We start from the raw sequence: 26,608 nt of genomic DNA, 5'->3' as shown, positions 1-26,608 counted from the left end.
CCGGGCGACTCGGGTTACCTGTCGGTCGCCCCGAGTCGCACTCAGCGCAGGGAGCGGATCGCCAGCGCCACCGCCTTCACCTCGCGGATGCGACGCTCGTACGTCGCGGCGACGACGATGAGCAGGACGCCGGCGATGCCGAGCCACAGCCACCAAAGACCCGTCGCGCTCTCGTAGAGCGCGGTGATCCCCGGCCACAGCTGGGCGACGGCGTGCACGATGAGCACCACCCCGCCGAGCAGCACGGGGGCCTGCCAGCGCAACCGTGCGCCGATGAGGAGCACCGCGAGAGCGACGACGCCGAGCGCGAGGACGCGCCAGAGGGCGTTGTCGGCGCCGAAGTCGAACAGCAGCGAGGGGACGAGAAGCAGCCCGAGACCGATCCCCAGGGCGGGCCATGTGCGCAGCTCGGGATGCCGATGCAGGGCCCGGATGCCGTGGAAGACGACGGCTGCGGCGAGAGGAGCGGTGGCCGCCTCGACGGGGTCGGCGCTCCCGAGGACCATCGCGGTGAGGGCGAGGACGGTGGACAGGGCGATCACGGCCCAGAACACGATCCGGCCGCGCCACCACAGCCCCAGGGTCAGGACGGCGACGAGCGTCACGACCAGGCGCACAGCGCCCTCCCCCGTCGCCGACAGACGCGCCAGTGTCAGCGCGACCGCGACCGAGGGGGCGGCGAGGGCGAGGACCACCGGCATCCACGAGGCGACGGCTGCGCGGCGCCGGAGCAGCAGCACGGCCACACCCGCCAGCGGGACGGTCGCGAGGAGCATCCAGACGTCGAAGAGCGGTGTGGCGAGTTCGCGCAGGGCGCGGAGCGACGCGGCGACGATCAGCGCCAGTCCCGCGACCGCGATGACGGGCGTCAGGAGCGGGGCGAACGCGTGCCGCAGAAGGAGCACCGCCCCCACGAGCACGGCGTTCGCCGCGACGGCGACGCCGATCGCCCGGGCCGGCGACGCGTCGGCGAGCACGGCGGAGGGCAGCAGTCCCACGGCCAGCCCCGCCGCGGCGAGCAGCACGAAGGGCGGCGTGATCGGGCGGCGGCGCTCGAGCAGGGCGGCGGCGATCCAGGCCAGGGCGAGCGGTAGCGTCATCCACTCGATCGGGCGCACGTCGACTCCCACCCCGGCGACGGCGACCAGACCCGCGCCGCCGAGTCCGGCGATCGACAGAGGGATGCCGAGCAGCGGCGATGCGGATCGGACAGCGCCGACGCCGAGGGCGCCGAGTACGACGATCGCTCCCACCGTGCGGACGATCGGCCCCCCGTCGGCGGCGACGAGCGCCGTCGAGCCCAGGGCGAGGATCGCGGCCGCCGTCACCGCGGCGATGCGCGCCGATGCCAGCGCCCACGGCGCAGGGCGACGGGCCACTCCCTGCGCGGCCACCCCGATCGCGACCGCCGTGACCATCAAGACGAGATCGGCGAGACCGATGCCCTCGCGACCGGCCGCGTGCCCGAGCTGCGAGACCGTCAGCAGCACGAGGGCGAGCGCTCCCGAGGCACCGACGGCGACGGGCAGCTCGTCGGGAGTGCGCGCGGGGCGCACCCAGGCTCCGGCGACGAGCACCGTGGCCGAGACAGCGCCGACGACGAGAGTGCGGACGGCGTCGTCGGGAGTGGCCAGGGCGCTGGGGGCGAGAGCGACGGTGATTCCCGCGGCGGCGATGACCGAGGGACCGGCCACGGAGCGACCGTCGACGAGACGTCGCGCACGCTCGTGACCGGCGGCCAGAGCGAGGAGCGCAACGCCGACGGGCACCGTGAACGCTTCGACGGCCTCGGTCTGCTGCCAGAACAGTCGGGTCCACAGCGCCAGCGTTCCCAGCAGGAGCGCGAGCCAGACGAGATGACGCCGCGGGCCGCGCGACCGGAAGAGGCCATCGACGTCGGTCGCCCAGATCATCGCGGTCACCGCGGCGAGCAGGAGGGGGATCCACCGCACGCCCTGCGACGGAGCATCGGCGATCGACAGGGCCACGACGATCGCCGTTCCGGCGTCGAGGAATGCGCGGGTGAGAGCGTCGGCGCGCAGCAGGCGGAGCGCCACCGCAGCGACCACGAGGGCGATCGCCGCGAGAACGACCACGCGCGCGAGAGGGGCCGCGTCGACGAGACGCAGTGCCGCCCCGGCCGCGCCCGCCACGAGCAGGGGAGACAGGAGGGCCGCGGCCGGCCTCGCCACACGCCACGACCGGTAGGGCGCCGTGAGCACGGCTGCCGACGCCCCCGCCGAAAGGGCCGCCGAAGCGACTATCCAGACGTCGGCCGCCACCCCCGTGCGGAAGAAGAGCGCCAGTGGTCCCACGGAAGCGATCACCGCGAGGGCCGACACGATTCCGGATTGGCGTTGCGCCGCGGTGAGCCCCACCCCGCGGGCGAGCGGGAGCACGAGGACGATCAGACACAGGGAGGCCATGACGAGCGACGCGATGAAGAGGGAGAACCCCTCGATGACGACATCGGCGCCGATGCGCATCGCCGGGGGCACGAACGGAGCGCTCCCCGACACGAACAGCACGACCGACACCGTAGACGGCACGCGGAGCCCCGGGTGCACGCCCGCGGCGGCCGCGAGGACGGCGGCCACGACGATCGAAGCGAGCCCCCAGGCGAGCGGAGACGAGAACGACAGCAGCCACCCGATGCCGAGGGCCATCGACCCGGCCACCGCGGCGAGCGCGATGTCGCCGCGCCGGCGCCGGAGGACGATGAGGGCGACGACGGCCAGCACGAGGTACCAGCCGACGACGAGCAGGAGCACCCGCAGCTGGGGCCCGACGAGCAGGGCGACGGTCGCCGCGGCGATGAGCGCGGGCGATCGGCGTTGCGGCCACGACCCCGAGAGGCGCCAGACGACGGCGGCGAGGGCGACGATGGCGGCGAGCGCGATGACGGCGGCGGTGCTCGTGGCATCCGGAGCTGTGGTGTCGACGGCGGACTGCCCGAACGTCGAGATGATCGAGCGCACCGGGGCGCCGAAGGCGGTCAGCGCCCAGAAGAACGGGACGACCGCGGCGAGCGCGGCGGCGAGAGCGGCCGCCCAGGCAGCGGTCACGACGGTGGTCCGACCCACGCCGGGGGTGGCGCGGCGCGCAGCGGCGTCGAGACCGAGCGCGAGAGCGGCGGCGATGAGCACGGGAACCGTCGCCGACAGCGCGGCGTCGGCCGTGCGGACGGCGGAGGCGGCGACGCCCACGCCCAGGACGAGCACCGACAGCACGGCCGCGGTGGGGGCGAGACGCGCGGCATCGCGCCGGGCGAGCGAGCGGGCGTGCAGCGCGAGAGCCACCGCGAGGGCGGCCGACAGCAGAGCGGGAGTGACGGTGCTGCGCGGGTCGACGAGCAGGGCGGCGGTCAGTGCGACGGCCGCACCGACGGCGGCTAGTCCGCGTACGACGGCGATCTCGACGGCGAGTGTCGGCCGCGGGCGGCGGGCGAGGAGCGGGGCCAACGGGGCCGCCAGGGCGACGACGAGGAGCGCGAGGCCCCCGGCGTACCCGCCGAGGGCGGCATCTCGCTCGACCAGGCCGGTGACCAGCACCGCCGAGCCGATCGCGAGCGACACGACCGCGGTCGACAGCGGGGCACGGAGCCGCGAGAGCCGCGCCCACCCGACGAAGGCTCCGCCCGCGACGATCGAGGTGACTCCCCAGAACACGCGGGGCTCGACGTTCATCGCCCCGCCCAGGTCGTTGGCGCGCACGGCCCAGACGTCGAGGGCGACGAAGGCGATGCCGAGCAGAGCGATGCCCTCAGCGGTGGCTCCGAGACCGCGTCGGCGCAGGATCGACGCGGCGGCGATGATCGCGGCGGTCACCAGCCCGATGATGATCGACCGCAGCACGAGGCCACCGCTGATCCACGCGACGGTGAGGAAGAAGGCCGCCGCGACCGCGAGCAGCACCACGCCCACCGACAGCAGGAACACCTGCACGCTCGAGCGGCGCGGCTTCGCCCGCGCGGACGGGGCCGGCGGGAACCCGACGGGCGGGGACCCCGTCGGCGCCGCCACGGCGGAGGGCGGGCCCCCGACGAACGGCGGGGCCGGGGCGGGGGAGGGCGGCGTCGGCGCCGCGGCCGGGGCGTGTGCCGAGGCGGCGGCCGGGGCGGTCGACGGGGCGAGGGGCACAGGAAGAACCGGCGCCCCCGATGGCGGCGCGAAGACCACCTCGGTCGCCGCGACCTGAGCCGAGGCCGCCGCGGAGGGCTCCGCCGCCACCGGGGTCGCAGCGGCGGCGGCGGTCGTGGCGGCGGCGCCGGTCGCGGCGGGGGCACGGGGCACCTCGGTCGGGACCGGTCCCGCCGGCGCGGGGAACCCCGGCGGGGTCTCCGACACCGTCGGCGTCCGCTCCCCCGCAGCCGGAGTGGCCGCAGCCGGAGCGGCCGCAGCCGTCGCTTCCGCGGCCGCGGCTTCGCGGTGGACCCGCAGGAGCACGTCGGTGCGCTCGTCGACGAGCTCGACGATGCGTTGCGACAGCTCGAGCACGTGCGCGGTGCGTGAGTCGGCGAGGTTCAGTCCGCACGAGACGCACGGCGTCGCGGTGATCGGGGTGAAGCACGACGGGCAGCGCGAGGTGTCGACGAGCGCTCCCGACCCCGGCGGCCAGGCAGGACCGGAGAACTCTCGTCCACCATCGACTTCCGTCATCGTGCCCCCTCGGCGTCGGTCGTCGACCCCAGGCTAACGAAGTCCCGCCTCCGGCCTGTGTCATCCACCCCCGCCCCTCCTCCCCAGGGGGCGCGGTGCGGCCGTCGACCGAACAGCCGATCCCCCCGCGCTCGGCGGGGACCGTCTCGCGCGACCTAGTCTGGACATCGTGCGGGTGAGGTTCTTCGGCGGCCTGGCCGTGACATCCGACGACGGCGAGGCCGTCGTCGTTCCCGGGCGTGCGCGACAGGCCCTGCTGCTGCGCCTCGCCATCGATGCCGGGACGACCGTGGGCACCCGCGCGCTGGCCGAGGACGTCTGGGTGCGCGACGCCCCCGACGATCCCCGCGCGGCCCTGCAGTCGCTCGTCTCGCGCCTGCGCGGGTCGCTGCCGGCGGGGCTCGTCACGTCGACCCCCGGCGGGTACCGGCTCGAGCTCACACGCGACGACATCGACGTCACCCGCTTCGCCGACCTGGTCGCCGAGGCCCGAGCGGCGAACGACCCCGAGCGCGCTCGCACGGCGCTCGCGCTGTGGACCGGCGACGTGTGGACCCCGCACGAGGGCTTCGACTGGCTGGTGCGCGACCTGCTCGAAGACCGCGCCCACGCCGAGGGCCTGATCGCCGCCGCCGCGAAAACATCGACGGCATCCCCGCCCACCGCGTCCGCATCCCCGCCCGCCGCGGCCGCACCGGCGGCGTCGCCCGTCGGAGCCGCGCTGACCGCCCTCGTCGGCCGCGGCGACGAGCTCGACGCGATCCGCGAGCGGCTCCGCACCGACCGCCTCGTCACCGTCATCGGTCCCGGCGGCGCCGGCAAGACCACGCTCGCCATCGAGACCGCCCGCGCGGTCGCCGATTCGATCGTCGTCGAGCTCGCCCCGGCCGCCGCCGGAGACGTGTGGACCGCGATCGCCGGCGCCGTCGGCCGTCGCATCCGCCTGCCCGAGACCGCGGCCACCCCGGTCTCTCCGCTCGACCGGGTCACCGAGGCCGTGGCCGGCCGCGACGTCGTGATCGTGCTCGACAACTGCGAGCACCTCGTGCGCGAAGCCGCGGAGGCCGCCCTGGCGCTGCTGCGCATGAGTCCCGGCGTGCGCGTGCTCACCACCAGCCGCGAGCCCCTCGGCATCCCGGGCGAGGCGTTCGTCGATCTCGGGCCGTTGCCGCCGACCGATGCCCGGGTGCTCTTCGCCCAGCGCGTGCGCTCCGCACGCGGCCGCCTGCCCGACGACGACGAGCGCGCCACGGCGGAGCGCATCGTGCAGCGCCTCGACGGCCTGCCGCTCGCGATCGAACTCGCCGCCGCCCGCACTCGAACACTCACCCTCGCCGAGATCGACGCCGGCCTCGACGACCGGTTCGCGCTGCTGTCGCACGGTCCCCGCCTGAGCGTGGAGCGCCACCGCACCCTGCGCGCCCTCATCGACTGGAGCTGGGACACCCTCTCTGCGGGCGAACGCATCGCACTGCAGGCCTCGGCCGTCTTCGCCGACGGTATCGGCGCCGGGGACGCGGCGGCCGTGGCTGCCGCCTTCGAGGTGGATGCCGAGGAATTCGACGCCCTCGTCGACCGCTCGCTGCTCGTGCGTCGCGACGCCCGCTTCCGCATGCTCGAGACCGTGCGCGAGTACGGGCTCGACCGCCTGCGCACCGACGGCGCCGCCGAGACGTACCGCCTGCGCGCGGCCGTGGTGCTGACGGAGCTCGCCGCCGCCCGCGAGGCGCGTACCCGCGGACCGGGCCTGCGCGACGCCCTCGCCTGGTTCGACGCGAACGACGAGAACCTCACCGCGGCCCTGCGCGTCTGCGCCGAGGCGCACGACCGGCGCGCGGGGGTGCGCCTGCTGCGGAGTCTCGTGTGGCCCTGGGCCGTGCGCGAACGCACCGACGACCTGCGCCGCGCCGTCGCCGAGTTCGCCGATCCCACCGCCGCACTCGACGACGAGCCCCGCGTGGTGGTCGAGGCGGTCGCCCTGTTCGCCGCGGCGTTCCCCGCGCCGGGTCGGCCGTCGACGGTGACTCTCGAGAGCTACACCGCCCGCCGCGCCGAACTCGAGCAGGCGGCTCACCGGAATCGATCCGACGTCACCGCGCTGGTGCCGCCCCTGCTGCGCCTGGCCCAGACGGTGCTGCGCAGCGGCGCCGGCGACGCCGCGCGCACGTGGCACGTCGACGTCACCGACGAGGAGTTCGCCGCCGCCCCGGCGTGGACGCGCGCGATCCTGCACGCGCTGCGGGCGGGAGCGGCGCAGAACTCCGGCGACATGACCGCGTTGGACCGCGAGAGCGAACGCGCGCTCGCGATGTTCGAGACGATCGGCGACCCGTGGGGCACGGGCTTCGCGAGCCAGCTGCGCGCGGAATGGCTCACGCTCGCCTGCCGCCTCGACGACGCCTTGGCGGTCACTGACCGCTCGGCGGCGGCCGTGCAGGGCCTGTCGTCGGTCCCCGACGTTCTGCAGCAGCAGTCGCAGGCGGTGGGCATTCTGCTGCGACTCGGCCGCCTCGACGAGGCACGGGTCCGCGCGCGCGCGATCGACGACGCGGCCCAGGCCGACGGATCGGTGCGCTCGCTCGCCCAGGCGTACATGACCGCGGCCCAGGTCGAGGTCGCGGCGGGCGACGGCGAGGCCGCCCTGCGGGTGGTCGGCCTGGTGGATCTGCGCGGGCAGCCCGGCATCCCCGAGCAGTTCTCGGCGTGGCTCGACGCGCAGCGCGCCCAGGCCCTGCTGCTGCTCGGCCGAGACGACGAGGCCCGCGTGACGCTGCGCACCGCGCTCTCGGCGGCGATCTCGTCGCAGGACCACCCGATCATCGCGTCGGTGCTGCTCGCCGTCGCGGGGTGGAACGCCGTCACCGGGCGCTCCGGTCGCGCGCGCGAGGCCCTCGCCCGGGCCACCGCGGTGCGCGGGGCCGCCGACGTGCACGACCCGTTCCACGTGTGGGTGAGCGCACGCACCGGAGCGGGCGCCGAGGAGACCTCGACGCCCGCTGGTGGCATCCGTTCCGCCCTGTCGGACGTGGATGCCGAGACCCTCACGGCCCTGCTCGACTAGGCCTTGCGCATGTAGGCGCGCACCGTGAGCGGGGCGAAGACCGCCACGATCACCGCGGCGCCGAGCAGCGACACGAGCACGTCGGAGCCGACGACGCCGTTGTTGACGAGGTCGCGCACCGCCGACACCAGGTGCGACACCGGGTTCGCGTCGACGAACCACTGCAGCCACGAGGGCATGGTGTTCGAGGGGACGAAGGCGTTCGAGAGGAACGTCAGGGGGAAAAGGATCAGCATCGAGATGCCCTGGACGCTCGACGCGCTGCGCGCGATGACGCCGAAGAAGGCGAAGATCCAGCTGATCGCCCACGAGCAGACGATGACGAGCAGTCCCGCAGCGACCACGGCCCAGAGACCCCCGGCCGGACGGAATCCCATCAGGTAGCCCATCGCGAAGGTGATCGTGGTGGCGATCGCGTAGCGGACGGTGTCGGCCAGCAGGGCGCCCGACAGCGGCGCGATGCGCGCGATCGGGAGCGAGCGGAACCGGTCGAAAACGCCCTTGTCCATGTCTTCGCGCAACTGCGTCCCCGTCACGACCGAGGTCGTGATCACGGTCTGCACGAGGATGCCCGGAATGATGATGGGCAGGTAGTTCTGCACGTCTCCGGCGATCGCCCCGCCGAAGATGTACGTGAACATCAGGGTGAACAGGATCGGCTGCACCGTGACGTCGATGAGCTGCTCGGGCGTGCGGCGGATCTTCAGCAGACCGCGGCCCGCCATCGTGAGGGTGTTCTGGACGGTCTGGGCGAGACCCGCGGTGCGGGGCAGGTCGCGCGAGAGGGTGAGGGCGCTCATGCGCGGACTCCTTCGAGAGGGGCGGCGCTCTCGCGCACGCCGGCGTCGTCGGCCGGCACTCCGGCGCCGGTCAGGGTGAGGAAGACCTCGTCGAGGGTGGGCTGCTGCACGCTGAACTCGCTCAGGTGCACCCCCGCCTCGCGGAAGGCCACGAGCAGATCGGTGACCCGGTCGGGGTCGGACATCGGCACGGTGAGGCGCGCCGCCTCGGGCGAGACGATCGCCGTCGCGTCGAGCACCCGGGCCACGGTCGTGCGGGCGAGGTCGAGGTCGGAACCGGGCTGCAGCCGCAGCACGAGCGAGGCCTGACCGACCGACGCCTTCAGCTCGAGGGCCGTGCCCTCGGCGACGACGCGGCCGCGGTCGATGACGGCGATGCGGTCGGCCAGCTGGTCGGCCTCGTCGAGGTACTGGGTGGTGAGCACGACGGTGGAGCCCGACGACACGAGCCGCCGGATCGTGTCCCACATCTGCCCGCGGGTGCGGGGGTCGAGGCCCGTGGTGGGCTCGTCGAGGAAGATGAGCGGCGGCTGGGCGATGAGGGAGGCCGCGAGGTCGAGCCGGCGACGCATGCCGCCCGAGAACTTCGCCAGGGGGCGGGAGGCCGCCTCGGTCAGGCCGAACTCCTCGAGCAGGTCGCTCGCCTTGCGGCGCGCATCGCGGCGCGAGAGGCCGAGCAGCCGGCCGAAGATCATGAGGTTCTCGGTGGCCGAGAGCTTCTCGTCGACCGAGGCGAACTGCCCGGTCAAACCGATGAGCTGGCGCACGACGTGGGGCTCTCGAGCGACGTCGTGGCCGAAGATCTCGGCGCGACCGCCGTCGGGACGCAGCAGCGTCGTGAGCATGCTGATGGTGGTGGTCTTGCCGGCGCCGTTGGGGCCGAGCACGCCGTAGACGGTGCCCGCCTCGACGACGAGATCGACGCCGTCGACGGCCCGGTTCGAGCCGAACGTCTTGACGAGGCCCTCGGCGCGGACCGCCGGGACGCGGGTGGATGAAGTGGTCATGACGCAAGAATGCGCCGGGGGCTCTGTCGCGCCCCTGTCACGGGGNGGCTCCGCGCAGGCGCTCGGCCAGGTAGCCCTGCAGGGCGTCGAGGCCGATGCGCTCCTGGCCCATCGTGTCGCGGTCGCGCACGGTCACGGCGTTGTCGTCGAGCGAGTCGAAGTCGACCGTGACGCAGAACGGGGTGCCGATCTCGTCCTGACGGCGGTAGCGGCGGCCGATGGCGCCGGCGTCGTCGAAGTCGATGTTCCACCCGGCCGCACGCAGCGTATCGGCGACCTCGCGCGCCAGCGGCGACAGGCGCTCGTTGCGCGACAGCGGCAGCACGGCGACCTTGACGGGCGCGAGGCGCGGGTCGAGCTTGAGCACCGTGCGGGTGTCGGTGCCGCCCTTGGCGTTGGGCACCTCTTCTTCGCGGTAGGCGTCGACGAGGAACGCCATCATGGCGCGCGTCAGACCGAACGAGGGCTCGATCACGTACGGCGTGTACTTCTCACCCGAGGCCTGGTCGAAGAAGGTGAGCGACTGGCCCGACGCCTCGGAGTGGCTCTTGAGGTCGTAGTCGGTGCGGTTGGCGACGCCCATGAGCTCGCCCCACTCCTTGCCCGGGAAGCCGAAGCGGTACTCGACGTCGATCGTGCCGGCGGAGTAGTGCGCGCGGTCGTCCTCGGGGACGTCGAAACGCTTCATGTTCTCGGCGTCGATGCCCAGGTCGAGGAACCAGTTCCAGCACGCCTCGACCCAGTGCTCGAACCACTCGTTCGCCTCGGCGGGCGGCGTGAAGTACTCGATCTCCATCTGCTCGAACTCGCGCGTGCGGAAGATGAAGTTTCCGGGGGTGATCTCGTTGCGGAACGCCTTGCCGACCTGGCCGACGCCGAACGGGGGCTTGCGACGGGATGCCGTGAGCACGTTCGAGAAGTTCACGAAGATGCCCTGGGCGGTCTCGGGACGCAGGAAGTACAGGCCCGACTCGTCGTCGACGACCCCGAGGTAGGTCTTCACCAGGCCCGAGAACGACTTGGGTTCGGTGTACTGCCCCTTGTTGCCGCAGTTGGGGCAGGGCACGTCGGCCAGACCGTTCTCGGCCGGGCGGCCCTTGCGCGCCTCGAAGTCCTCGATGAGCGTGTCGGCGCGGAAGCGCTTGTGGCAGCTGAGGCACTCGACCAGCGGGTCGGTGAAGGTGGCGACGTGCCCCGAGGCCTCCCAGACGCGCTTGGGCAGGATGATGCTCGAGTCGAGCCCGACCATGTCGCCGCGCCCGCGCACGAACGTCTGCCACCACTGCCGGCGGATGTTCTCTTTGAGCTCGGTGCCGAGGGGGCCGTAGTCCCACGCGGAGCGGGAACCGCCGTAGATCTCACCGGCCTGGAAGACGAACCCGCGGTGGCGGGCGAGGGCGATGACCTTGTCGAGGCGGGACTGTTCGGCCACGGTGGCTCCAATGGTCGGGAAAGCTGTGGGGATGCGGCGCGAGTGCGCGGCTCCAGTTTATCGAGCGCCGGCCCTGCTCACCGTGTGAGCCTCTCGCGGCGCACGGTGAAGCCCTCGAGCGCCGCCGCGTCGATCTCGACGCCGAGGCCCGGACCGGTCGGCACGCGCACGTGTCCGTCGTCGAGCACGGCGGGTTCGGTGACGATGTCGCGCTCGTAGAAGCGGGCGGATGCCGAGATGTCGCCGGGCAGCGTGAAGCCCGGCAGGGCCGCGAGGGCGGCGTTGGCGGCACGGCCGATGCCCGTCTCGAGCATGCCGCCGCACCAGACGGCGATGCCGGCGTCGCGACACAGGTCGTGCACCGCGACGGCCTCCAGGTACCCGCCGATCCGACCCGCCTTGACGTTGATGATCGACCCCGAGCCCAGCGCCAGGGCGTCGGCCGCCGCCTTCGCCGACACGATCGACTCGTCGAGGCAGACGGGGGTCCGCAACCGCGCGGCGAGCGTCGCGTGGTCGACGAGGTCGTCTTCCTGCAGCGGTTGCTCGATGAGCAGCAGGTCGAAGCGGTCCAGTTCGGCGAGGGTGTCGGCATCCTGCAGCGTGTAGGCCGAGTTCGCGTCGACCTGCAGCGGGATGGATCCGAAGGCCTCGCGCACGGCGGCCGTGTCGGCGAGGTCGCGCCCCGGTTTGATCTTGATCTTGATGCGCACGTAGCCCTCGTCGAGGTACCCGCCGACGACGTCGACGAGCGCCGCGGGGTCGCGCTGGATGCCGACCGAGACGCCCGAGGGCACCCGGGTCTTCTCGGCGCCGAGGTACTGCCCGAAGCTGCGCCCCTCGGCGCGCAGGGCGGCGTCGATCACCGCGAGCTCGAGCCCCGCCTTGGCCATGCGGTGCCCGACGAACGGACGCAGGATTCCGGGGACCTCTTCGGGCGCGAAGGCGCGGCGCTCCAGCAACGCCGGCGCCAGGTACCTCGCCAGCACGTCCCACGCGCTCGCGGTGTACTCGCTGGAGTACAGCGGCGCAGCCATGGTCACCACCTCGCCCCACCCCCGCCCGTCGGGGGTCTCCGCCGCGACGACGATCACCTCGCGCACGGTCTCGGTGCCGAACGACGTCGTGAAGGGCGAGACGAGCGGGATCTGCAGCACGCGCAGCTCGATGGCATCCAGGGTCACGGGGGCGGCGGCGCGGGTGAGCGGCATGACGGCAGGGTAGCCGGGCCGGGACCGTAACGCCCGCGTCCGACGCTGGCAAGGCCGCCGACTGCGCCGGGGCGCACGCGTAGCGTCGGTCGCATGAGCGACTTCACCCCGCGCCACGCGATCGTCACCGGCTCCGACTCGGGCATCGGTGCCGCCACCGCCCTCGCCCTGGCCGACGCCGGCATCGACGTCGCGATCACCTACCACTCCGACAAGGACGGCGCCGAAGAGACCGCCGAGGCCGTCCGCGGCCGCGGCGCCCGCGCGATCGTCGCGCAGTTCGACGCCACCGACTTCGACTCCGTCCCCGGGGCCGTGAACGCCATGGCCGATGAGCTCGGCGGACTCGACGTCTTCGTCAACAACGCGGGCGGCGGCATCGGGGGCACGTTCCTCGACCTCGACCTGAAGACCTGGCGCACCGATATCGCCCTCAACCTCGACGGAGCGTTCCTCGCCCTGCACACCGCGGCCCGCCGCATGGTGCAGGCCGGCAACGGCGGTCGCCTCATCGCGGTGTCGAGCGTGCACGAGCACCAGCCCCGCGTGGGCTCCGCACCCTACGTCGCCGCCAAGCACGGTCTCGGCGGCCTGATCAAGACGATGGCGCTCGAACTCGGCCAGTACGGCATCACCGCGAACGCCGTCGCCCCGGGCGAGATCGCGACGCCCATCAACGACATGTCGGCCGACGACGCGGAGCGCACGCATCGCCCCGGCATCCCCCTCGGCCGCCCCGGCAAGCCGAGCGAGGTGGCCGACGTGATCCGCTTCCTGGCCTCGCCCTCGGGATCGTACGTCTCGGGCGCCAGCTGGGTCGTCGACGGCGGAATGCTGCAGATGGGCCCGCAGGCGGGCTCCCACATGGAGTCGGACGCCTGGCGTTCGGCGGGCGAGGAGTGAGCGCGATGAGCGACGAGAAGAGCTTCGAAGAGAACCGTCACGACCAGTTGACGAGCGCACCGAAGGCGACCGAAGAAGACGCCGCCCCGCGTTTCGACGTCACCGAGCACGACGGGGTCACGCGCATCGACGTGCGCGACGACGCGGCTGTGCGCCCGGGCCCCGGCCAGGGCGACCCGGCAGCCGAGAAGGACACCCCGATCACCGAGCAGTGATCCCTGCTGCGTCGCCCGCCCCCAGGGAGCGGGCGACGCGAGGCGTCACCGCACGATGAGGTATCCGCGTCGATCGAAACCGCCGACGCGGCGACCGGATGCCCGGTGCTCCCGCAGCTCGTCGCGCACGCGTACGCGCCACCCGGCGGCGGCCACCGGGTCGCTGCGGCGGAGCGCCGCGACGTCGTCGGGCACGGCCACGGCGGCGAGGATCTCGGCATCCGCGGGGGGCGGTGCAGGCGGCTCGGCGAGCGCCCACGCGACCATGAGGCGGTCGGACTCGTCGCCGCGGTTCACGGCGTCGTCCATCTCGCCGTACTGGTTGACGAGGTAGTCGGTGACGCGGGCGCCGAGCACGGCCAGGTTGAAGTGGGCGTTGCGCGCGACGAGCGGGTCGAAGGTCCAGGTGATGTGCCCGACCCCGCGCTCCAGCGCCCAGGCCCGTTGGTGCTCCTTCAGCTGGCGACCGAGGCCGCGGCCCTGGTACCCGGGCACGATGCCGGTGATGTGCGAGTGCATCGAGCGTTCGGCGGGCGGTGCGAAGAACGCCGCCGACGCGCCGACCATGCGATCGCCGTCGAACAGGCCCACGACGTAGTTGCCCGCGTGCTCGAGGGCGCGCAGGATGTTCGCCGGCATCGTTCCGCGCTCGCCCCACACCTCGTCGAGTACCCCCGCGGCCCGGTGGATGCCGTCGATGTCGCCCAGCGTGCGGATGTCGATCGCGCTCATGCTCCGAGTCTCGCACCGGGTCCGCCGGGCGCATGTCGGGGAAACCCCGTCGGAGCGTGACGATTCCGCCGCCCGGAACGTCTCCTCCGTGACGACACCGTCACCTTCACGAGAGGACATCGACATGGCATCCACGATCATCGACTCCCGCGTCACGTCGCTCGAGGTGCACCCGTGAGGCGCGTGACCTCGGGTGCCCGTCGCCGGCCCCGCGGCGTGTTCATCGCCACCGGCGTGGGTGCGGCCCTCACGGTGATCATCGCCCTGGCGCTGTACCTGCCCCTCGTCGGCTTCCTCGCCGCAACCACGGCCGGCACGGCGGGCCTCGTTCCGTTCCCCGCCGGCGGTGTCGCCCTCGCGACCCTGCTCGGCGTCGTCGTGGCCGCGGGCGCCCTGCTGGTGGCGGTCACGCGCCGCCGCGTCTGGCTCGCGTGGACCTTCGCGGTCGTCGCCGTGCTCGCCGCCCTCGCGACGACCGTGTATCCCCTCGTCGCGGTGGCCGTCGGTTCGGCCGACCGGGCCTCCGACGTGGTGCCGCTGCTCATCGACCTCTGGCAGCGGGTGACCGGCCTGGGCTGACCGGAGCGATCCGTCCTCCCTGCCGGCCTCACCGCAGGCGTCAGCGCGGCAGCTTGTCGAACCCGCCCACGTGACGGATCGTGCGCCCGCGCTCGACGGCGATCGCGATCCCCCCGACGAGCCACAGCGGCACCTGAGTGAGGAACGCCAGGCGGAAGGCATCCAGAGAATAGGTCGCCGGGGTCCCCGCCCCCTGCACGTCCATCGCGACGCCGATGAACAGGATCGCGAGGAGCGCGGCGAGGAAGCCTCCGCCGTTGACGATGCCCGTCGCGGTGCTGAGCCGGTGGCTGGGAGTGAAGGTGCGCGCGTGGTCGAACGCGATCATCGAGGCGGGTCCCCCGGTCGACAGCGCGAACATCAGCACGATCAGCAGCCACACCGGGGCGGGCCCCGGCCAGGCGATCACGGCGATCCACACCACCGCCTGGAACGCCACGACCGGGAGCACGAGCCAGCGCGAACGACGGGTGGGATGCCGACTCGACAACGCGCCGATGACCGGACCGCACACGATGCCGAACAGCACGAGCGTCGTCATGATCAACGACGCCGTCGCCGCCGGCAGCCCCTCGCCCGCGGTGAGGAACGGGAAGCCCCAGAGCAGCATGAACGCCGTTCCCGCGAAGGGGGTGGCGAAGTGCGACCAGAAGCCGAGGCGGGTGCCGGGGTGCGCCCACGACTCGCGGAACCCCTGCCGCAGGTCGGCCGCCGAGGTCACGACCCGGATCGCGCCGGTCTGCGTGTCGACCGAGGTGTCGACCGGGTCGGTGCGACGCTCGGGCGGACGGTTGCGGATGATCGCGTACGTCAGCACCGCGAACAGCACCCCGAGTCCCGCGACGCTGCCGAAGGCGACGCTCCAGCTCGTGGCGTGCAGCAGCGCGGCGAGCGGCACCACGGCGATGATCTGGCCGAACTGGCCGATGATGCCGGTGAGCTGCACCAGCAGCGGCGCGCGTTGCGCCGGGAACCACGTCGCGATCACGCGCAGCACGCTGGGGAAGATGGCGGCGTCGCCCGCCCCGATGAGCACGCGGGCCAGGATGCCGATCCCCACCGCATCGGCGAACGCCATCACCAGCTGGCCGAGCGCCATGAGGACCATGCCGATCGCGATCATGGGCCGCGCGCCGAAGCGGTCGAGCAGCAGGCCCACCGGGATCTGCATGGCGCCGTAGACGAAGAGTTGGATGACGGCGAACATCGACAGCGCCGACGCGTCGGCGTGGAAGCGGGTGGCGGCATCGACGCCCACGGCCGAGAGCGACGTGCGGTTGACGATCGAGACGACGTAGGCGAGCAGACCGACGCCCCACAGCACCCAGGTGCGCCACCCCGGCCGGTCGAGGCGCAGGGCGTTGTTCACGTCTCCCAGGCTAGCCCTGCCCGCCGACATCGAGGCTGGTGCGGTCAGCCCGGCGCACCGGGGCGCGATCGGTGCACCGGGGCGCACGATGACCGCCCCGCTGCACGAACAGCGCCCCGCTGTGCGCCGCAACCGTGGTCGGGGACCCCGTCCGCGCACGGCAGAATGGTCCGATGGTCTCCGCGAGCCCCCACCTGCAGCCCGATCACGCGTGTCTCATCGTGCACGGCAGTGACACCCCCGGCATCATCGCCGCCGTCTCGGCCCTCATCGCGCGGCAGGGCGGCAACGTCGTCGCCTTCGACCAGTACTCCGACCAGCTGCGCGGCGGCGCGTACTTCCAGCGCGTGGTCTTCCACCGCCCCGACCTGCCCGCGGCCCTGCCCGAGATCGAGGCCGACCTCGCGAAGACGCTCGGCGACGGCTTCGAGCTCGAGTGGACCCTCACCGACCTCTCGACGCCGAAGCGCATGGCGATCCTGTCGTCGAAGCAGGACCACTGCCTCCTCGACCTGCTGTGGCGTCACCGCCGTGGCGACCTGCCCGTGAGCATCCCCATGGTGGTGTCGAACCACACCTCCTCGGCCGACGACGTGCGCTCTTTCGGCGTTCCGTTCTTCCACGTCCCCTCGACGCCCGGGCCCGACAAGTCGGCATCCGAGGCCCGCATCCTCGAGCTGCTCGTCGGCAACGTCGACTTCATCGTGCTGGCGCGGTACATGCAGATCCTCTCGCCCGACTTCCTCGAGAAGATCGGGGTGCCGGTGATCAACATCCACCACTCGTTCCTGCCGGCCTTCATCGGCGCGGAGCCGTACAAGAAGGCCAAGCAGCGCGGGGTCAAGCTCATCGGCGCCACCTCGCACTACGTCACGAGCGACCTCGACGAGGGCCCGATCATCGAGCAGGACACCGTGCGCGTCACGCACGCCGACTCGGCGGCCGAGCTCGCCCGTCGCGGCGCCGACGTCGAACGCCAGGTGCTCTCGCGCGCGGTCCTGTGGCACGCCGAAGACCGCGTGCTGCGCGACGGGAACCACACGATCGTCTTCTGACGCGGTCGTGAGGCGGCGTCGCTACCGCCACGCCCGACCGAGGACGCATTCGTTCGTCGAGACCGCATCCGATCGAGCGCACTCACGTGCGGCCTCGACGAACGGATGCGTCCTCGACGAACGGATGCCGCTTCGACGGCGCCCAGCCCGCCCGGCCAGCCCGTCCACCGTCTCAGTCGGGATCGCTCGCGCGGCTGAGCGGGCCGCTCCCACCCCGCGGCGGCTGCTTGCGCTGACGCGCCAGCTCGCCGCCGACGCGCCCGCCGTACGGTCGGCCGTGATCGGCGAACTCGGCGCGGAAGTAGGCGAGCCGCCAGTCGCCCAGCTCGATGCGCGCACCGGTGCGCAGGATGCGCCCGCCGCGGTCGCGGCCGGGACCCTGCTCGCGCGCCCCGCCGCCCCCGACCTCGTCGAAGCCGTACAGCACGTACTCGTCGTCGCCCTCGTGGCGGATCTCGGCGTGCACCGGCGCCAGGCCGGGCAGGCGCAGGTCGACCTCTTCGCCCGAACCGATCACGGTCTTCTCGGGCAGCAGGTCGAACTCGCGCGGCCGCGAGCCGTCCCACGTCGCGTCGCCGACCGCGAAGATCAGGCGCGGCCGCCCCGAGCCGGGCGTGTAGTGCGTCGTGGTGATGCGGCGACGTACCGTGCGGTTGACGGTGGGAACCAGCGGCATCGGGGTGCCCGGCGGGATCGGGAAGACCGACCCCCGACCGTTCCGTTTCATCAGCAGCGGTGCCACCGCCGCGACGGAGCCCAGTCGGATGTGCGCCGACCCCGTGACCGCCCGCTGCAGCGCGCTGCGCTTGACGTCGCCGAGGTGCAGGATCGGACCGTCCGGCCCCTCCACGCGCACCGAGATGCCCCGGGATGCCAGGGCATCGGCCAGGGTGGACAACTCACCCAGGGTGCGCCGGCCGCGGCCCGGCAGGCGCGAGGGGTCGCTCACGAAGACGCGCACCTCGGAGCCCGCGGCGGTCACCGTGCCCTCGAACGGAGGCGACCCGGCATCCTCCGTCTCGTCGCGCTCCGAGAAGGCGAGGTCGATGTCGAGACGCACCATGACGGCGCCGCCCCTCAGCTGCCGCGGTGCGGGTCGGACCCGGCCGCGGTGTCGTCGCTCGTCGTGACGCGCAGGGTGCCGTTGAGCTTCCAGGTCGCGCGCGGGGCGTCGGGGCCGATGTCGCGGGGAACCTCGACGGTCATGTCGACGAACGAGTAGTTGACGGCCGCGCCGCGACCGGTCAGGTACGACCACATCTCGCGACCGAGGTCGGTCCAGTCGGTGATGGAGTGGCCCTCGGGGCCGGCGTTGTCGGCGAACGGGTCGGTGGTGGAGGAGTCGGACATGGCCCCGGTCCCTTCTTTCGTGTGGAGGCCAATAGCGTCCCAGCGACCCTCCGCGCCGGGGAAGGGATTGCGTTCGCGAGCCCGGTGGGGGAGCATTCTTCACCGCCCGTCAGTACACGTACTCCATCAGCTCGACACCCAGCACGCGGAAGGCGTCGTGCGCCCGCAGACGGTGGGCGATCGAGAGGTCGTCGAAGTTGACGATCAGCGCGAACGCGACGCCCGCGCGCGGTCCGCCCAAGACGCCGGCCTCGGCGCGCACGCCCGCCGCGCGACCCGTCTTGTTGACGAACAGCAGCCCGTGCTGATCGTTCTCGTGGGCGAAGGGATCGAGGCCGGTGGCGGATGCCACGAGCGACAGGTCGTGGTTCAGGCTCAGCCACTCCGCGACCTGCGCGCTGACCCCCGGCGACACGATGGTCGAGTTCACCAGACCGGCGAACACGTGCGCCATCTCGCGCGCCGTGGACAGGGCCAGATGGGGGGCGTCATCGGGTCCGCGGGCGTCGCGGAACCGGTCGAGCAGCGCCGTGCGCCGCAGGCCCAGCTGTTCGACCCGCGCCCGCACCGATTGCAGCCCCACCCGGTGCACGAGGGCGTTGACCGCCAGAGCGTCGCCCGACGACGCGGCCAACGCCGCGAGATCGGCCACGGGCAGCGCCGGGGCCTTGAGGTGCTGCCAGACCCCGCCCTGGGCGGCGTCGTGCACCGACGCGCGGTCGACGATCTCGAGCGGGTCGAGGCGCCCCGCCTCGATCGCGGCGGCGACCTCGATCAGCAGCGGCACCACGCCGAGGCCGCCGACGGGCAGCGTCACGAAGTCGTCGCCCGACAGCACCTCCGCCCCACCGTCGAGATCGTCGATGCGCACCGAGACCTTGGCCCCCGACGCCGCCAGCTCGTCGAGCGAGCGCAGCGTCGCCGTGAACGACCGACGACCGGCCGCGGCGCGACGCGGGAGGCGCTTGGGCCCCTTGCGTCCCGCCCCGCGCAGGGCGGGGGCGTCGCGACGAGACGACGACTCCACCGGCCCGCCGACGGGGTCGGGCACGGCGGGCTCGGGAACCGGGGGCATGCCCACGAGCGTGGCTCCTTCCGGGTCAGGAGGGCAACAAACGCGACCTCACCAAATGGTGACGCGCTGGTCGGCGTCGAGCCAGAGGGCGTCGCCCTCGGTGACGCCGAACGCCTCGTAGAATGCGTCGATGTTACGCACGATCTGATTGCAACGGAACTCGTTCGGCGAGTGCGGGTCGATGGTGAGCAGACGGATCGTCTCGGCGTCGCGCCCCTTCTGCTGCCAGATCTGAGCCCAGCTCAGCAGCAGACGCTGGATGCCGGTGAACCCGTCGACGTCGGGGCCCTCACCCGCCGTCTCGCCCTGGCTCTCGAGGAACAGGCGGTATGCCGCGATCGCGATGCCGAGGCCGCCCAGGTCGCCGATGTTCTCGCCGATGGTGAGCGCGCCGTTGACGTGGTGCTCATCGGCGAGCCCCTGCGGCACGAGCGCGTCGTACTGGGCGATGAGGGCCTTGGTGCGCTCCTCGAAGGCCGCGCGGTCGGCATCCGTCCACCAGTCGCGCAGCGACCCGTCACCGTCGAAACGGCTGCCCTGGTCGTCGAAGCCGTGTCCGATCTCGTGACCGATCACCGCACCGATGCCGCCGTAGTTGGCCGCGGCGTCACGGTCGGCGTCGAAGAACGGGTACTGCAGGATCGCGGCGGGGAACACGATCTCGTTCATGAGCGGGTTGTAGTACGCGTTCACGGTCTGCGGGGTCATGTACCACTCGTCGCGGTCGATCGGCTGGCCGACCTTCGCGAGCTGGCGGTCGTGCTCCCACAGGTGAGCGCGGCGCACGTTGCCGATCAGGTCGTCGGCGACGACCTCGAGCTCGCCGTAGTCCTTCCAGCGCACGGGGTAGCCGATCTTCGGCGTGAACGCGTCGAGCTTCGCGAGGGCGCGCTCGCGCGTCTCTTCGGTCATCCACTCGAGGCCGCGGATCGACCGACGGTACGCCTCGATGAGGTTGGCGACCAGGCCGTCCATGGCGTCCTTCGCCGCCGGCGGGAAATGCCGCTCGACGTAGACCTTGCCGATCGCCTCGCCCAGGGCGGCCTCGACGAGACCCACCCCGCGCTTCCAGCGCTCGCGGTTGACCGGCACGCCCGTCAGCTGGGTGCCGTAGAAGGAGAAGTTCTCGGCGACGAAGTCGTCGGAGAGGAACGACGCCGCGGAGTGCACGATCTTGAACCGCACCCACGCCTTCCAGTCGTCCAGGCGCTCCTCGACCAGCAGCCCCCCGAGCGACTCGATGAAGCTCGGCTGATAGACGACGACCTCGGCGAGCGCGTTCTCGTGCCCCGGCGCGACGGCGGAACGCCACGGCTCGAGGTCGAGCCCGGCCAGGGCGACGGTGTCGTCCCACGACTTCAGGTTGTACGTCTTGACCGCGTCGCGGTTGTCTTCGCGCGACCAGTGGTGCGTGGCGATCTCGGTCTCGAGGGCGAAGACGCGGTCCGCGGATGCCGCGGCCTCGGCGACGCCGGCCAGGTCGAGCAGGCGCTCGATGTGGCCGCGGTACGCCGTGCGGGTCTCGTCGAAGTTCTCGAGGCGGTAGTAGCTCTCGTCGGGCAGCGAGATGCCGCTCTGGTACAGCACCGGGACGTAGCGGGTGGGCGCGCCCGGGTCGGGCTCGACGAACAGCGCCAGCAGACCGCTGACGCCGTCGCGCTCGAGGTCGCCGATGAGCTGCAGCAACGAGGCGATGTCGGTCACGGCGTCGACGCGCTCCAGGCGGGCCTCGATGGGCGCGCGGCCGAGCTGCTCGATGCGCTCGGTGTCCATGAAGCTCGCGAAGAGATCGCCGATCTTGCGGGCCTCGGTGCCGGGCTCGGCATCCTGCGACTCCTGCACGATGGTGCGCACGTTCGCCTCGGCCTGCTCGGCGATGAGGTGGAACGAGCCCCAGCGGGCCTTGTCGTCGGGGATCTCGGTGCGCTCCAGCCAGCGGCCGTTCACGTGGCGGAACAGGTCGTCCTGCGGGCGGATCTCGTCGCTGAGCTCTTCGAGCGCGAGACCGGAACGGAGGTTGTCGGTCATGCAGTCAGGATAAGTGCCCCACATCGGTGCGGGCTCGGAACGGCGGTCGCTGACCGCACGGTCCCGGGCGGTGTCGCACCCCCGCCCTAGGCTCGGAGCGTGACCACCCGCCCACCCGAGACGCTGAACCGCGCGATCCTCAGGCTCGCCGTCCCGGCGCTGGGCGCGCTCATCGCCGAGCCGCTGTTCCTCATCGTCGACGCGGCGATGGTCGGGCACCTGGGCGTGGCGCCCCTGGCCGGTCTCGGTATCGCGGGAGCGGTGCTGCACACCGTCGTCGGGCTCATGGTGTTCCTCGCGTACTCGACGACCCCCGCCGTGGCACGCCGCTTCGGCGCGGGCGAGTTCGGTCGCGCGGTCTCGGTGGGCATCGACGGCATGTGGCTCGCCGTGGGTCTCGGCGCGCTGCTCGCGGCGGTCGGCGTACTGGCGACGCCCGCGATCGTCGACGTGTTCGGCGCCGCCCCCGACGTCGCCGAGAACGCGCGCACGTACCTGTCGATCTCGATGTGGGGCCTGCCCGCCATGCTGGTCGTGTTCGCGGCGACCGGGTTGCTCCGCGGGATGCAGAACACCGTGACGCCGCTGTGGATCGCCGGCCTCGGCTTCGGCGCCAACGCGCTGCTCAACGCCGTCTTCATCTACGGCTTCGGCTGGGGGATCGCCGGCTCCGCCGCCGGAACGGTCGTGGCGCAGTGGGGAATGGTGGGCGCGTACGTGCTGGTCGTGCGGCGATTGGCCCGTCGGCATTCGGCGTCCATCCTCCCCGAGCGCGCGGGGCTGAGCGGCACGGCCCGTTCGGGCGGCTGGCTGTTCCTGCGCACGGTGAGCCTGCGCGTGGCGTTCCTCGCCACCGTGGCCGTCGCGACCGGTCTGGGCTCGGCGGAGCTTGCGGGGTGGCAGATCGCGTTCACCATCTTCTCGACCGCGGCGTTCGCCCTCGACGCGCTCGCGATCGCCGCGCAGGCGCTGATCGGCAGCGCCCTGGGCGCCGGTGACTCCCCGACCGTCGGCCGGGTGCTGCGGCGCACGAGCGCCTGGGGTGTGTGGTTCGGCCTCGCCGTGGGGGCGATCGTGGCCGCCGCGTCGGGCGTGGTGGGGCTCGTGTTCACCGGCGATCCCGCGATCGCCGCCCTCATCCAGCCGGCGCTACTCGTGCTCGCCCTGGCGCAGCCGCTCGCCGCTTTCGTGTTCGTGCTCGACGGGGTGCTGATCGGCGCGGGCGACGCGCGCTACCTCGCCCTCGCGGGCGTGCTCAACCTGGTGCCGTACGTGCCCGCGCTGGTCCTCGTGGCGCTCTTCGCCGGCGGCGGCGCCACGGGGCTCGCGTGGCTGGCCGCGTCGTTCTTCGGCGTCTACATGCTCGCGCGCGCGCTCACCCTGGGGCTCCGCGTGCGCGGGCAGAGGTGGATGACGGCGGGCGGGTGACGCCCGCCCCTCGATCCCCCGGGCCGACCTCGCCGCGGAGCCGGTGAGGGCATCCACCCGACCCGCGTCGGGGCTCAGCCGCGGGCGTCGACGCCCTCGGCCGCGACCTCGTCGAGCACCGCGGCGACGGCTTCGATCTCGACCAGCTGGCTGTCGTAGCCCAGCACCGTGACCCCGATCAACGTGCTCGGCACGTCGTGGTCGCCGAACGCGGCGCGCACGACGTCCCACGCCGCGACCAGGTCGGTCTGACGCGTGGATGCCACGAGCACCCGCGTCGAGATGACGTCGGTGAGCTGCGCCCCGGCATCGGCGAGCGCGGTGACGAGGTTGTCGACGCAGCTCCGGGCCTGTGCCGCGACGTCGCCCACCCCGACGGTCGCGCCGTCGGCGTCGAGGGGGCAGGAGCCCGCGAGGAAGATCAATCGGGCCTCGGCGGGGGCTGTCGCGGCGTAGGCGTACTCGGCGACGCTCGACAGCGAGGCCGAACGGATGAGGGTGACGGCTTGCGGCATCCCTCCACCCTCGCACGGGCTCACGCCCAGCGACGGCACCATTCGTACATGATCACGGCGGCCGCCGACGCGGCGTTGATCGACCGCGTCGACCCGTACTGCGTGATCTCGACCACGCCGGTCGCGGCCTCGATCGCCTCGGGCGACAGACCCGGGCCCTCCTGGCCGAACAGCAGCACGCAGCGCTCGGGCAGGTCGGCCCGGTCGACCGGCACCGATCCCTCGACGTTGTCGACGGCGATCACGGGCAGACCCGCCTCGCGCGCCCAGGCGGTGAACGCCGCGACGTCCTCGTGGTGACGCACGTGCTGATAGCGGTCGGTCACCATCGCGCCGCGGCGGTTCCACCGGCGCTTGCCGACGATGTGCACCTCGGCGGCCAGGAAGGCGTTGGCGCTGCGCACGATCGATCCGATGTTGAGGTCGTGCTGCCAGTTCTCGATCGCGACGTGGAAGGGATGCCGCTGCGCGTCGAGGTCGGCGACGATGGCCTCCATCGACCAGTAGCGGTATCCGTCGACGACGTTGCGCGTGTCGCCGTGGGCGAGGAGATCGGGGTCGTACCGCGGGTTGTCGGGCCATTCCCCGGGCCAGGGTCCGACGCCGTGGGTCGGAACGGCGGCGCCCCCGTCGGGTTCTGGCGCGACCCGGGGCTCGGGCGCGGGGTCAGCGGCATCCGTCACCGGTTCAGGCTACCCGGGCCGCACCCGCGGCCACTCCCCCGCTTTTCGGTCGCCCGAAATATCGATAGGGTTTCGGCATGCCGAAAAATGACCTGGCCGCCGACCGACGCCACGCCCCCGGGCGCGGGCTGTGGCTGCTCGGACCGGCGATGGTCGCGGGGGTCGCCTACCTCGACCCCGGCAACGTCGCCAGCAACATGACCGCCGGCGCGACCTTCGGCTACCTGCTGGTGTGGGTGGTCGTGCTGGGCAACGTCATGGCGTGGCTCATCCAGTACCTCTCGGCCAAGCTCGGCATCGTCACCGGCGAGAGCCTGCCCCAGGTGCTCGGACGCCGCATCCAGCGGCCCTGGGCCCGACGCCTCTACTGGGTACAGGCCGAGCTCGTCGCCATGGCCACCGACATCGCCGAGGTCATCGGCGGCGCCGTGGCCCTGAACCTGCTGTTCGGCATCCCGCTCGTGTGGGGCGGCGCGATCACCGGTCTCGTGTCGATGCTGCTGCTCGTCGTGCAGTCCCGGCGGGGTGCGCGGGCGTTCGAGACCGTGCTGATCGGGCTCCTGCTCATCATCGCGGCGGGATTCACCTTCGGCCTGTTCTTCGCGCCGCCCGACCCCGCCGGCGTGGTCGAGGGGCTCGTTCCGCGTTTCGAGGGGACGAACTCGGTGCTGCTGGCCGCGTCGATCCTGGGCGCGACGATCATGCCGCACGCCATCTACGCGCACTCGGCGCTCAGCCGCGACCGCTTCGCCCCCGGGTCGCCGACGGCGGCAGCCGACCTCGAGCAGGCCCGCGGCATCTCGACGCTCCGACTGCTGCGCGCCACCCGCTGGGACGTCACCATCGCCCTCGTGGTCGCCGGAACCGTCAACCTCGCGATCCTGCTGCTGGCCGCGGCGAACCTCGCCGGCGTCGACGGCACCGACAGCCTCGAGGGCGCCTACGCGGCTCTCCGCGACGGACTCGGCCCGGTCGTGGCGACCATGTTCGCCGTCGGGCTGCTCGCGAGCGGGCTCGCCTCGACCTCGGTCGGTGCGTACGCCGGCGCCGAGATCATGCACGGCCTGCTGCGCGTGCGCGTCCCCCTGCTGGTGCGGCGGCTCGTCACCCTCATCCCCGCACTGGTCATCCTGGCCCTCGGCGTCGACCCCACGCTCGCCCTGGTGCTCAGCCAGGTCGTGCTGTCGTTCGGCATCCCGTTCGCGCTCATTCCCCTCGTCGCCCTCACCGCGCGGCGCGATCTGCTCGGCGCGCACCGCAACCGGCCGCTCACCACCGCCGGCGGGGTGCTGGCATCGGTGTTCCTGGTCACTTTGAACGCCGTGCTCCTGTGGCTGGTCTTCGCCGGCGGATAGGCTGACGACGTGGAATCGCCCGTGTCCGACGACTATCTCAAGGCGATCTACCACCACACCGAGTGGCAGGACTCCCCGATCACGCCCTCGCAGCTCGCCGCCGTGCTGGGCCTCGCTCCGTCGAGCGTGACCGAGATGGTGAAGAAGCTCGCCGCCCAGGGCCTGGTGACGCACCGGCCGTACGGTCCCGTGTCGCTCACCGCGGCGGGCGGCCGCCGCGCCGCCGGGGTGATCCGGCGCCACCGCCTGATCGAGACCTGGCTCGTGCGCGAGTTCGACTACGCCTGGGACGAAGTGCACGACGAGGCCGAGGTGCTCGAGCACGCGCTCAGCGACCGACTGCTGGAGGGCATCGACGCCCGGCTCGGGCGACCGCGCTTCGACCCGCACGGCGATGCGATCCCGGATGCCGACGGCACGGTGCACCGCGAAGCCTTCGTGCTGCTCGCCCAGGCGTCGACGGGCCACACCGGGCGCGTGCTGCGGGTGAGCGACCGTGACCCCGAGCTGCTGCGGGCGCTGGTGGAGCGCGGCATCGACGTGGGGCACGAGATCGAGGTCGTCTCCGACGCCGTGGTGCGCGCGGACGGCGTCGACGTGACGCTTCCCGACGGCGCGGGCACCTCGGTCTGGCTGACGCGCTGAGGATCGCCCCCGCTGTCGCTACGCTGACCCCACCGGCACCCTGCCCCGCCGTCGATCGTGAGGCCCCCATGACCACTCCCGCCACGGTGCGCCGCCCCGTCGCCGTCACGGTCGCGATCGTGCTGGTCTACCTGGGCGGGCTGCTCAACACCGCGCTCGGCATCCTCGTGCTGCTCACCCGCTACGAGGTGACCGACGACCTCGTGCTCCCCGTCTCGCTCGTGGGTGCCGCGACCATCCTGCTGGGCCTGCTCACCGTCGCCGGCGGCTCGGCGCTCGCGCGCGGCAGTCGCCTCGCCCGCACCCTGCTCACCACCTACCTGACGGTCCTGGTCGTCCTGCAGGCCGCGGCGCTGGCGTTGACCGAGCTCGACCCGACGATCATCGTGGCGCTGATCGCGGCGCTCACGGTCATCGCGGCGATGTGGATCCCCCCGCACGCCCGACGCTACTTCGCGCGCACGGGCGCCGAGTCTGCGGCCTCGACGCCGGTGATCTGACCCGTCG

Annotated in this window: 22 protein-coding genes; 9 read left to right on the top strand and 13 right to left on the bottom strand. The window is 72.8% G+C overall.

The features are described from left to right. Positions 1 to 41: 41 nt before the first annotated feature. Complete coding sequence (locus tag IFU40_RS03210) at positions 42 to 4,658, bottom strand: SCO7613 C-terminal domain-containing membrane protein (protein ID WP_191925346.1); 4,617 nt, start codon at positions 4,656 to 4,658, stop codon at positions 42 to 44. Between the two features lie 169 nt (positions 4,659 to 4,827). On the opposite strand from IFU40_RS03210, the gene IFU40_RS03205 reads away from it, so the two are divergent. Continuing rightward, positions 4,828 to 7,719, top strand: a complete 2,892-nt coding sequence (locus IFU40_RS03205) for an AAA family ATPase (protein WP_191925345.1) — start codon at positions 4,828 to 4,830, stop codon at positions 7,717 to 7,719. Here the strand turns inward: IFU40_RS03205 and IFU40_RS03200 are convergent. The 4 genes from IFU40_RS03200 to menC all read right to left on the bottom strand — a co-directional run bounded on the left by IFU40_RS03200 (position 7,716) and on the right by menC (position 12,169). After that, positions 7,716 to 8,519: an ABC transporter permease gene (locus IFU40_RS03200; RefSeq protein WP_055832750.1), complete on the bottom strand. Its 804-nt coding sequence runs from the start codon at positions 8,517 to 8,519 to the stop codon at positions 7,716 to 7,718. The two genes, IFU40_RS03205 and IFU40_RS03200, sit on opposite strands and share 4 nt — an antisense overlap. Continuing rightward, positions 8,516 to 9,526, bottom strand: coding sequence for an ATP-binding cassette domain-containing protein (locus IFU40_RS03195; RefSeq protein ID WP_191925344.1), 1,011 nt, complete (start codon positions 9,524 to 9,526; stop codon positions 8,516 to 8,518). Before IFU40_RS03195 ends, IFU40_RS03200 begins: the two co-directional genes overlap by 4 nt. Positions 9,527 to 9,572: 46 nt before the next feature. After that, positions 9,573 to 10,958: glycine--tRNA ligase (locus IFU40_RS03190; protein WP_191925555.1), on the bottom strand; the 1,386-nt coding region annotated here is incomplete at its 3' end. A gap of 77 nt (positions 10,959 to 11,035) precedes the next feature. Then, the gene (menC, locus tag IFU40_RS03185) at positions 11,036 to 12,169 is read right to left on the bottom strand and encodes an o-succinylbenzoate synthase (protein WP_191925343.1); all 1,134 of its coding nucleotides are present in this window, start codon (positions 12,167 to 12,169) and stop codon (positions 11,036 to 11,038) included. Between the two features lie 93 nt (positions 12,170 to 12,262). Between menC and IFU40_RS03180 the strand changes: the two genes are divergently transcribed. Together IFU40_RS03180 and IFU40_RS03175 are read left to right on the top strand one after the other, a co-directional pair. Beyond that, entirely contained in the window at positions 12,263 to 13,072 is an 810-nt protein-coding gene (locus IFU40_RS03180; protein WP_191925342.1) for an SDR family oxidoreductase, read from the top strand. A 5-nt stretch (positions 13,073 to 13,077) separates the two neighbouring features. After that, positions 13,078 to 13,287 (top strand): hypothetical protein, encoded by a 210-nt coding sequence (locus tag IFU40_RS03175; protein ID WP_055832745.1) that lies wholly within the window; start codon positions 13,078 to 13,080, stop codon positions 13,285 to 13,287. Between the two features lie 45 nt (positions 13,288 to 13,332). Here IFU40_RS03175 and IFU40_RS03170 read toward each other — a convergent pair whose 3' ends face one another. Continuing rightward, positions 13,333 to 14,019, bottom strand: a complete 687-nt coding sequence (locus tag IFU40_RS03170) for a GNAT family N-acetyltransferase (RefSeq protein ID WP_191925341.1) — start codon at positions 14,017 to 14,019, stop codon at positions 13,333 to 13,335. Positions 14,020 to 14,193: 174 nt separating this feature from the next. Between IFU40_RS03170 and IFU40_RS03165 the strand changes: the two genes are divergently transcribed. Next, the gene (locus tag IFU40_RS03165) at positions 14,194 to 14,598 is read left to right on the top strand and encodes an MFS transporter permease (protein WP_191925340.1); all 405 of its coding nucleotides are present in this window, start codon (positions 14,194 to 14,196) and stop codon (positions 14,596 to 14,598) included. A gap of 40 nt (positions 14,599 to 14,638) precedes the next feature. Here the strand turns inward: IFU40_RS03165 and IFU40_RS03160 are convergent, their stop codons facing one another. Then, positions 14,639 to 15,967 (bottom strand): MFS transporter, encoded by a 1,329-nt coding sequence (locus IFU40_RS03160; protein WP_070409059.1) that lies wholly within the window; start codon positions 15,965 to 15,967, stop codon positions 14,639 to 14,641. 173 nt (positions 15,968 to 16,140) lie between these two features. Between IFU40_RS03160 and purU the strand changes: the two genes are divergently transcribed. Beyond that, positions 16,141 to 17,022 carry a formyltetrahydrofolate deformylase gene (purU, locus tag IFU40_RS03155; RefSeq protein WP_055833210.1) on the top strand — a complete coding sequence of 294 codons (882 nt, stop codon included), beginning with the start codon at positions 16,141 to 16,143 and terminating at the stop codon, positions 17,020 to 17,022. Between the two features lie 172 nt (positions 17,023 to 17,194). Here purU and IFU40_RS03150 read toward each other — a convergent pair whose 3' ends face one another. The 4 genes from IFU40_RS03150 to IFU40_RS03135 form a co-directional block, all read right to left on the bottom strand. Further along, on the bottom strand, positions 17,195 to 18,085 hold the full coding sequence (locus IFU40_RS03150; RefSeq protein WP_194716729.1) for an FHA domain-containing protein: 891 nt from the start codon (positions 18,083 to 18,085) through the stop codon (positions 17,195 to 17,197). Positions 18,086 to 18,099: 14 nt separating this feature from the next. Continuing rightward, complete coding sequence (locus IFU40_RS03145) at positions 18,100 to 18,372, bottom strand: hypothetical protein (RefSeq protein WP_055832739.1); 273 nt, start codon at positions 18,370 to 18,372, stop codon at positions 18,100 to 18,102. A 109-nt stretch (positions 18,373 to 18,481) separates the two neighbouring features. Continuing rightward, complete coding sequence (locus tag IFU40_RS03140; RefSeq protein ID WP_070409946.1) at positions 18,482 to 19,447, bottom strand: serine hydrolase; 966 nt, start codon at positions 19,445 to 19,447, stop codon at positions 18,482 to 18,484. Between the two features lie 48 nt (positions 19,448 to 19,495). Next, on the bottom strand, positions 19,496 to 21,475 hold the full coding sequence (locus IFU40_RS03135) for a M13 family metallopeptidase (protein WP_191925339.1): 1,980 nt from the start codon (positions 21,473 to 21,475) through the stop codon (positions 19,496 to 19,498). Between the two features lie 99 nt (positions 21,476 to 21,574). Here IFU40_RS03135 and IFU40_RS03130 point away from each other — a divergent pair, with 99 nt between their 5' ends. Next, positions 21,575 to 22,903: an MATE family efflux transporter gene (locus IFU40_RS03130; RefSeq protein WP_191925338.1), complete on the top strand. Its 1,329-nt coding sequence runs from the start codon at positions 21,575 to 21,577 to the stop codon at positions 22,901 to 22,903. Positions 22,904 to 22,977: 74 nt separating this feature from the next. Here IFU40_RS03130 and IFU40_RS03125 read toward each other — a convergent pair whose 3' ends face one another. Both IFU40_RS03125 and IFU40_RS03120 read right to left on the bottom strand, forming a co-directional pair. Further along, positions 22,978 to 23,418: a RidA family protein gene (locus IFU40_RS03125; protein WP_191925337.1), complete on the bottom strand. Its 441-nt coding sequence runs from the start codon at positions 23,416 to 23,418 to the stop codon at positions 22,978 to 22,980. A 20-nt stretch (positions 23,419 to 23,438) separates the two neighbouring features. Next, positions 23,439 to 24,101, bottom strand: a complete 663-nt coding sequence (locus IFU40_RS03120) for an RNA methyltransferase (protein ID WP_191925336.1) — start codon at positions 24,099 to 24,101, stop codon at positions 23,439 to 23,441. Positions 24,102 to 24,178: 77 nt separating this feature from the next. On the opposite strand from IFU40_RS03120, the gene IFU40_RS03115 reads away from it, so the two are divergent. From IFU40_RS03115 to IFU40_RS03105, 3 genes are all read left to right on the top strand, one after another. Further along, positions 24,179 to 25,456 carry an Nramp family divalent metal transporter gene (locus IFU40_RS03115; RefSeq protein WP_191925335.1) on the top strand — a complete coding sequence of 426 codons (1,278 nt, stop codon included), beginning with the start codon at positions 24,179 to 24,181 and terminating at the stop codon, positions 25,454 to 25,456. A 9-nt stretch (positions 25,457 to 25,465) separates the two neighbouring features. Further along, positions 25,466 to 26,101, top strand: a complete 636-nt coding sequence (locus tag IFU40_RS03110; protein WP_191925334.1) for an iron dependent repressor, metal binding and dimerization domain protein — start codon at positions 25,466 to 25,468, stop codon at positions 26,099 to 26,101. Positions 26,102 to 26,169: 68 nt separating this feature from the next. Continuing rightward, the gene (locus tag IFU40_RS03105) at positions 26,170 to 26,601 is read left to right on the top strand and encodes a hypothetical protein (protein WP_070409053.1); all 432 of its coding nucleotides are present in this window, start codon (positions 26,170 to 26,172) and stop codon (positions 26,599 to 26,601) included. Positions 26,602 to 26,608: the final 7 nt, after the last annotated feature.

It is taken from the genome of Microbacterium sp. CFBP 13617, from assembly GCF_014839445.1.
Lineage (GTDB): Bacteria > Actinomycetota > Actinomycetes > Actinomycetales > Microbacteriaceae > Microbacterium.
This window is presented reverse-complemented; position numbering and strand designations above follow the sequence as displayed.

Coding starts and splice junctions, on each gene's coding strand:
- IFU40_RS03195 (WP_191925344.1), bottom strand. CDS start 9,526: ATGACCACTTCATCCACCCGCGTCCCGGCGGTCCGCGCCGAGGGCCTC.
- IFU40_RS03140 (WP_070409946.1), bottom strand. CDS start 19,447: ATGCCCCCGGTTCCCGAGCCCGCCGTGCCCGACCCCGTCGGCGGGCCG.
- IFU40_RS03175 (WP_055832745.1), top strand. CDS start 13,078: ATGAGCGACGAGAAGAGCTTCGAAGAGAACCGTCACGACCAGTTGACG.
- IFU40_RS03210 (WP_191925346.1), bottom strand. CDS start 4,658: ATGACGGAAGTCGATGGTGGACGAGAGTTCTCCGGTCCTGCCTGGCCG.
- menC (WP_191925343.1), bottom strand. CDS start 12,169: ATGCCGCTCACCCGCGCCGCCGCCCCCGTGACCCTGGATGCCATCGAG.
- IFU40_RS03105 (WP_070409053.1), top strand. CDS start 26,170: ATGACCACTCCCGCCACGGTGCGCCGCCCCGTCGCCGTCACGGTCGCG.
- IFU40_RS03200 (WP_055832750.1), bottom strand. CDS start 8,519: ATGAGCGCCCTCACCCTCTCGCGCGACCTGCCCCGCACCGCGGGTCTC.
- IFU40_RS03125 (WP_191925337.1), bottom strand. CDS start 23,418: ATGCCGCAAGCCGTCACCCTCATCCGTTCGGCCTCGCTGTCGAGCGTC.
- IFU40_RS03170 (WP_191925341.1), bottom strand. CDS start 14,019: ATGAGCGCGATCGACATCCGCACGCTGGGCGACATCGACGGCATCCAC.
- IFU40_RS03150 (WP_194716729.1), bottom strand. CDS start 18,085: ATGGTGCGTCTCGACATCGACCTCGCCTTCTCGGAGCGCGACGAGACG.
- purU (WP_055833210.1), top strand. CDS start 16,141: ATGGTCTCCGCGAGCCCCCACCTGCAGCCCGATCACGCGTGTCTCATC.
- IFU40_RS03145 (WP_055832739.1), bottom strand. CDS start 18,372: ATGTCCGACTCCTCCACCACCGACCCGTTCGCCGACAACGCCGGCCCC.
- IFU40_RS03115 (WP_191925335.1), top strand. CDS start 24,179: ATGCCGAAAAATGACCTGGCCGCCGACCGACGCCACGCCCCCGGGCGC.
- IFU40_RS03135 (WP_191925339.1), bottom strand. CDS start 21,475: ATGACCGACAACCTCCGTTCCGGTCTCGCGCTCGAAGAGCTCAGCGAC.
- IFU40_RS03180 (WP_191925342.1), top strand. CDS start 12,263: ATGAGCGACTTCACCCCGCGCCACGCGATCGTCACCGGCTCCGACTCG.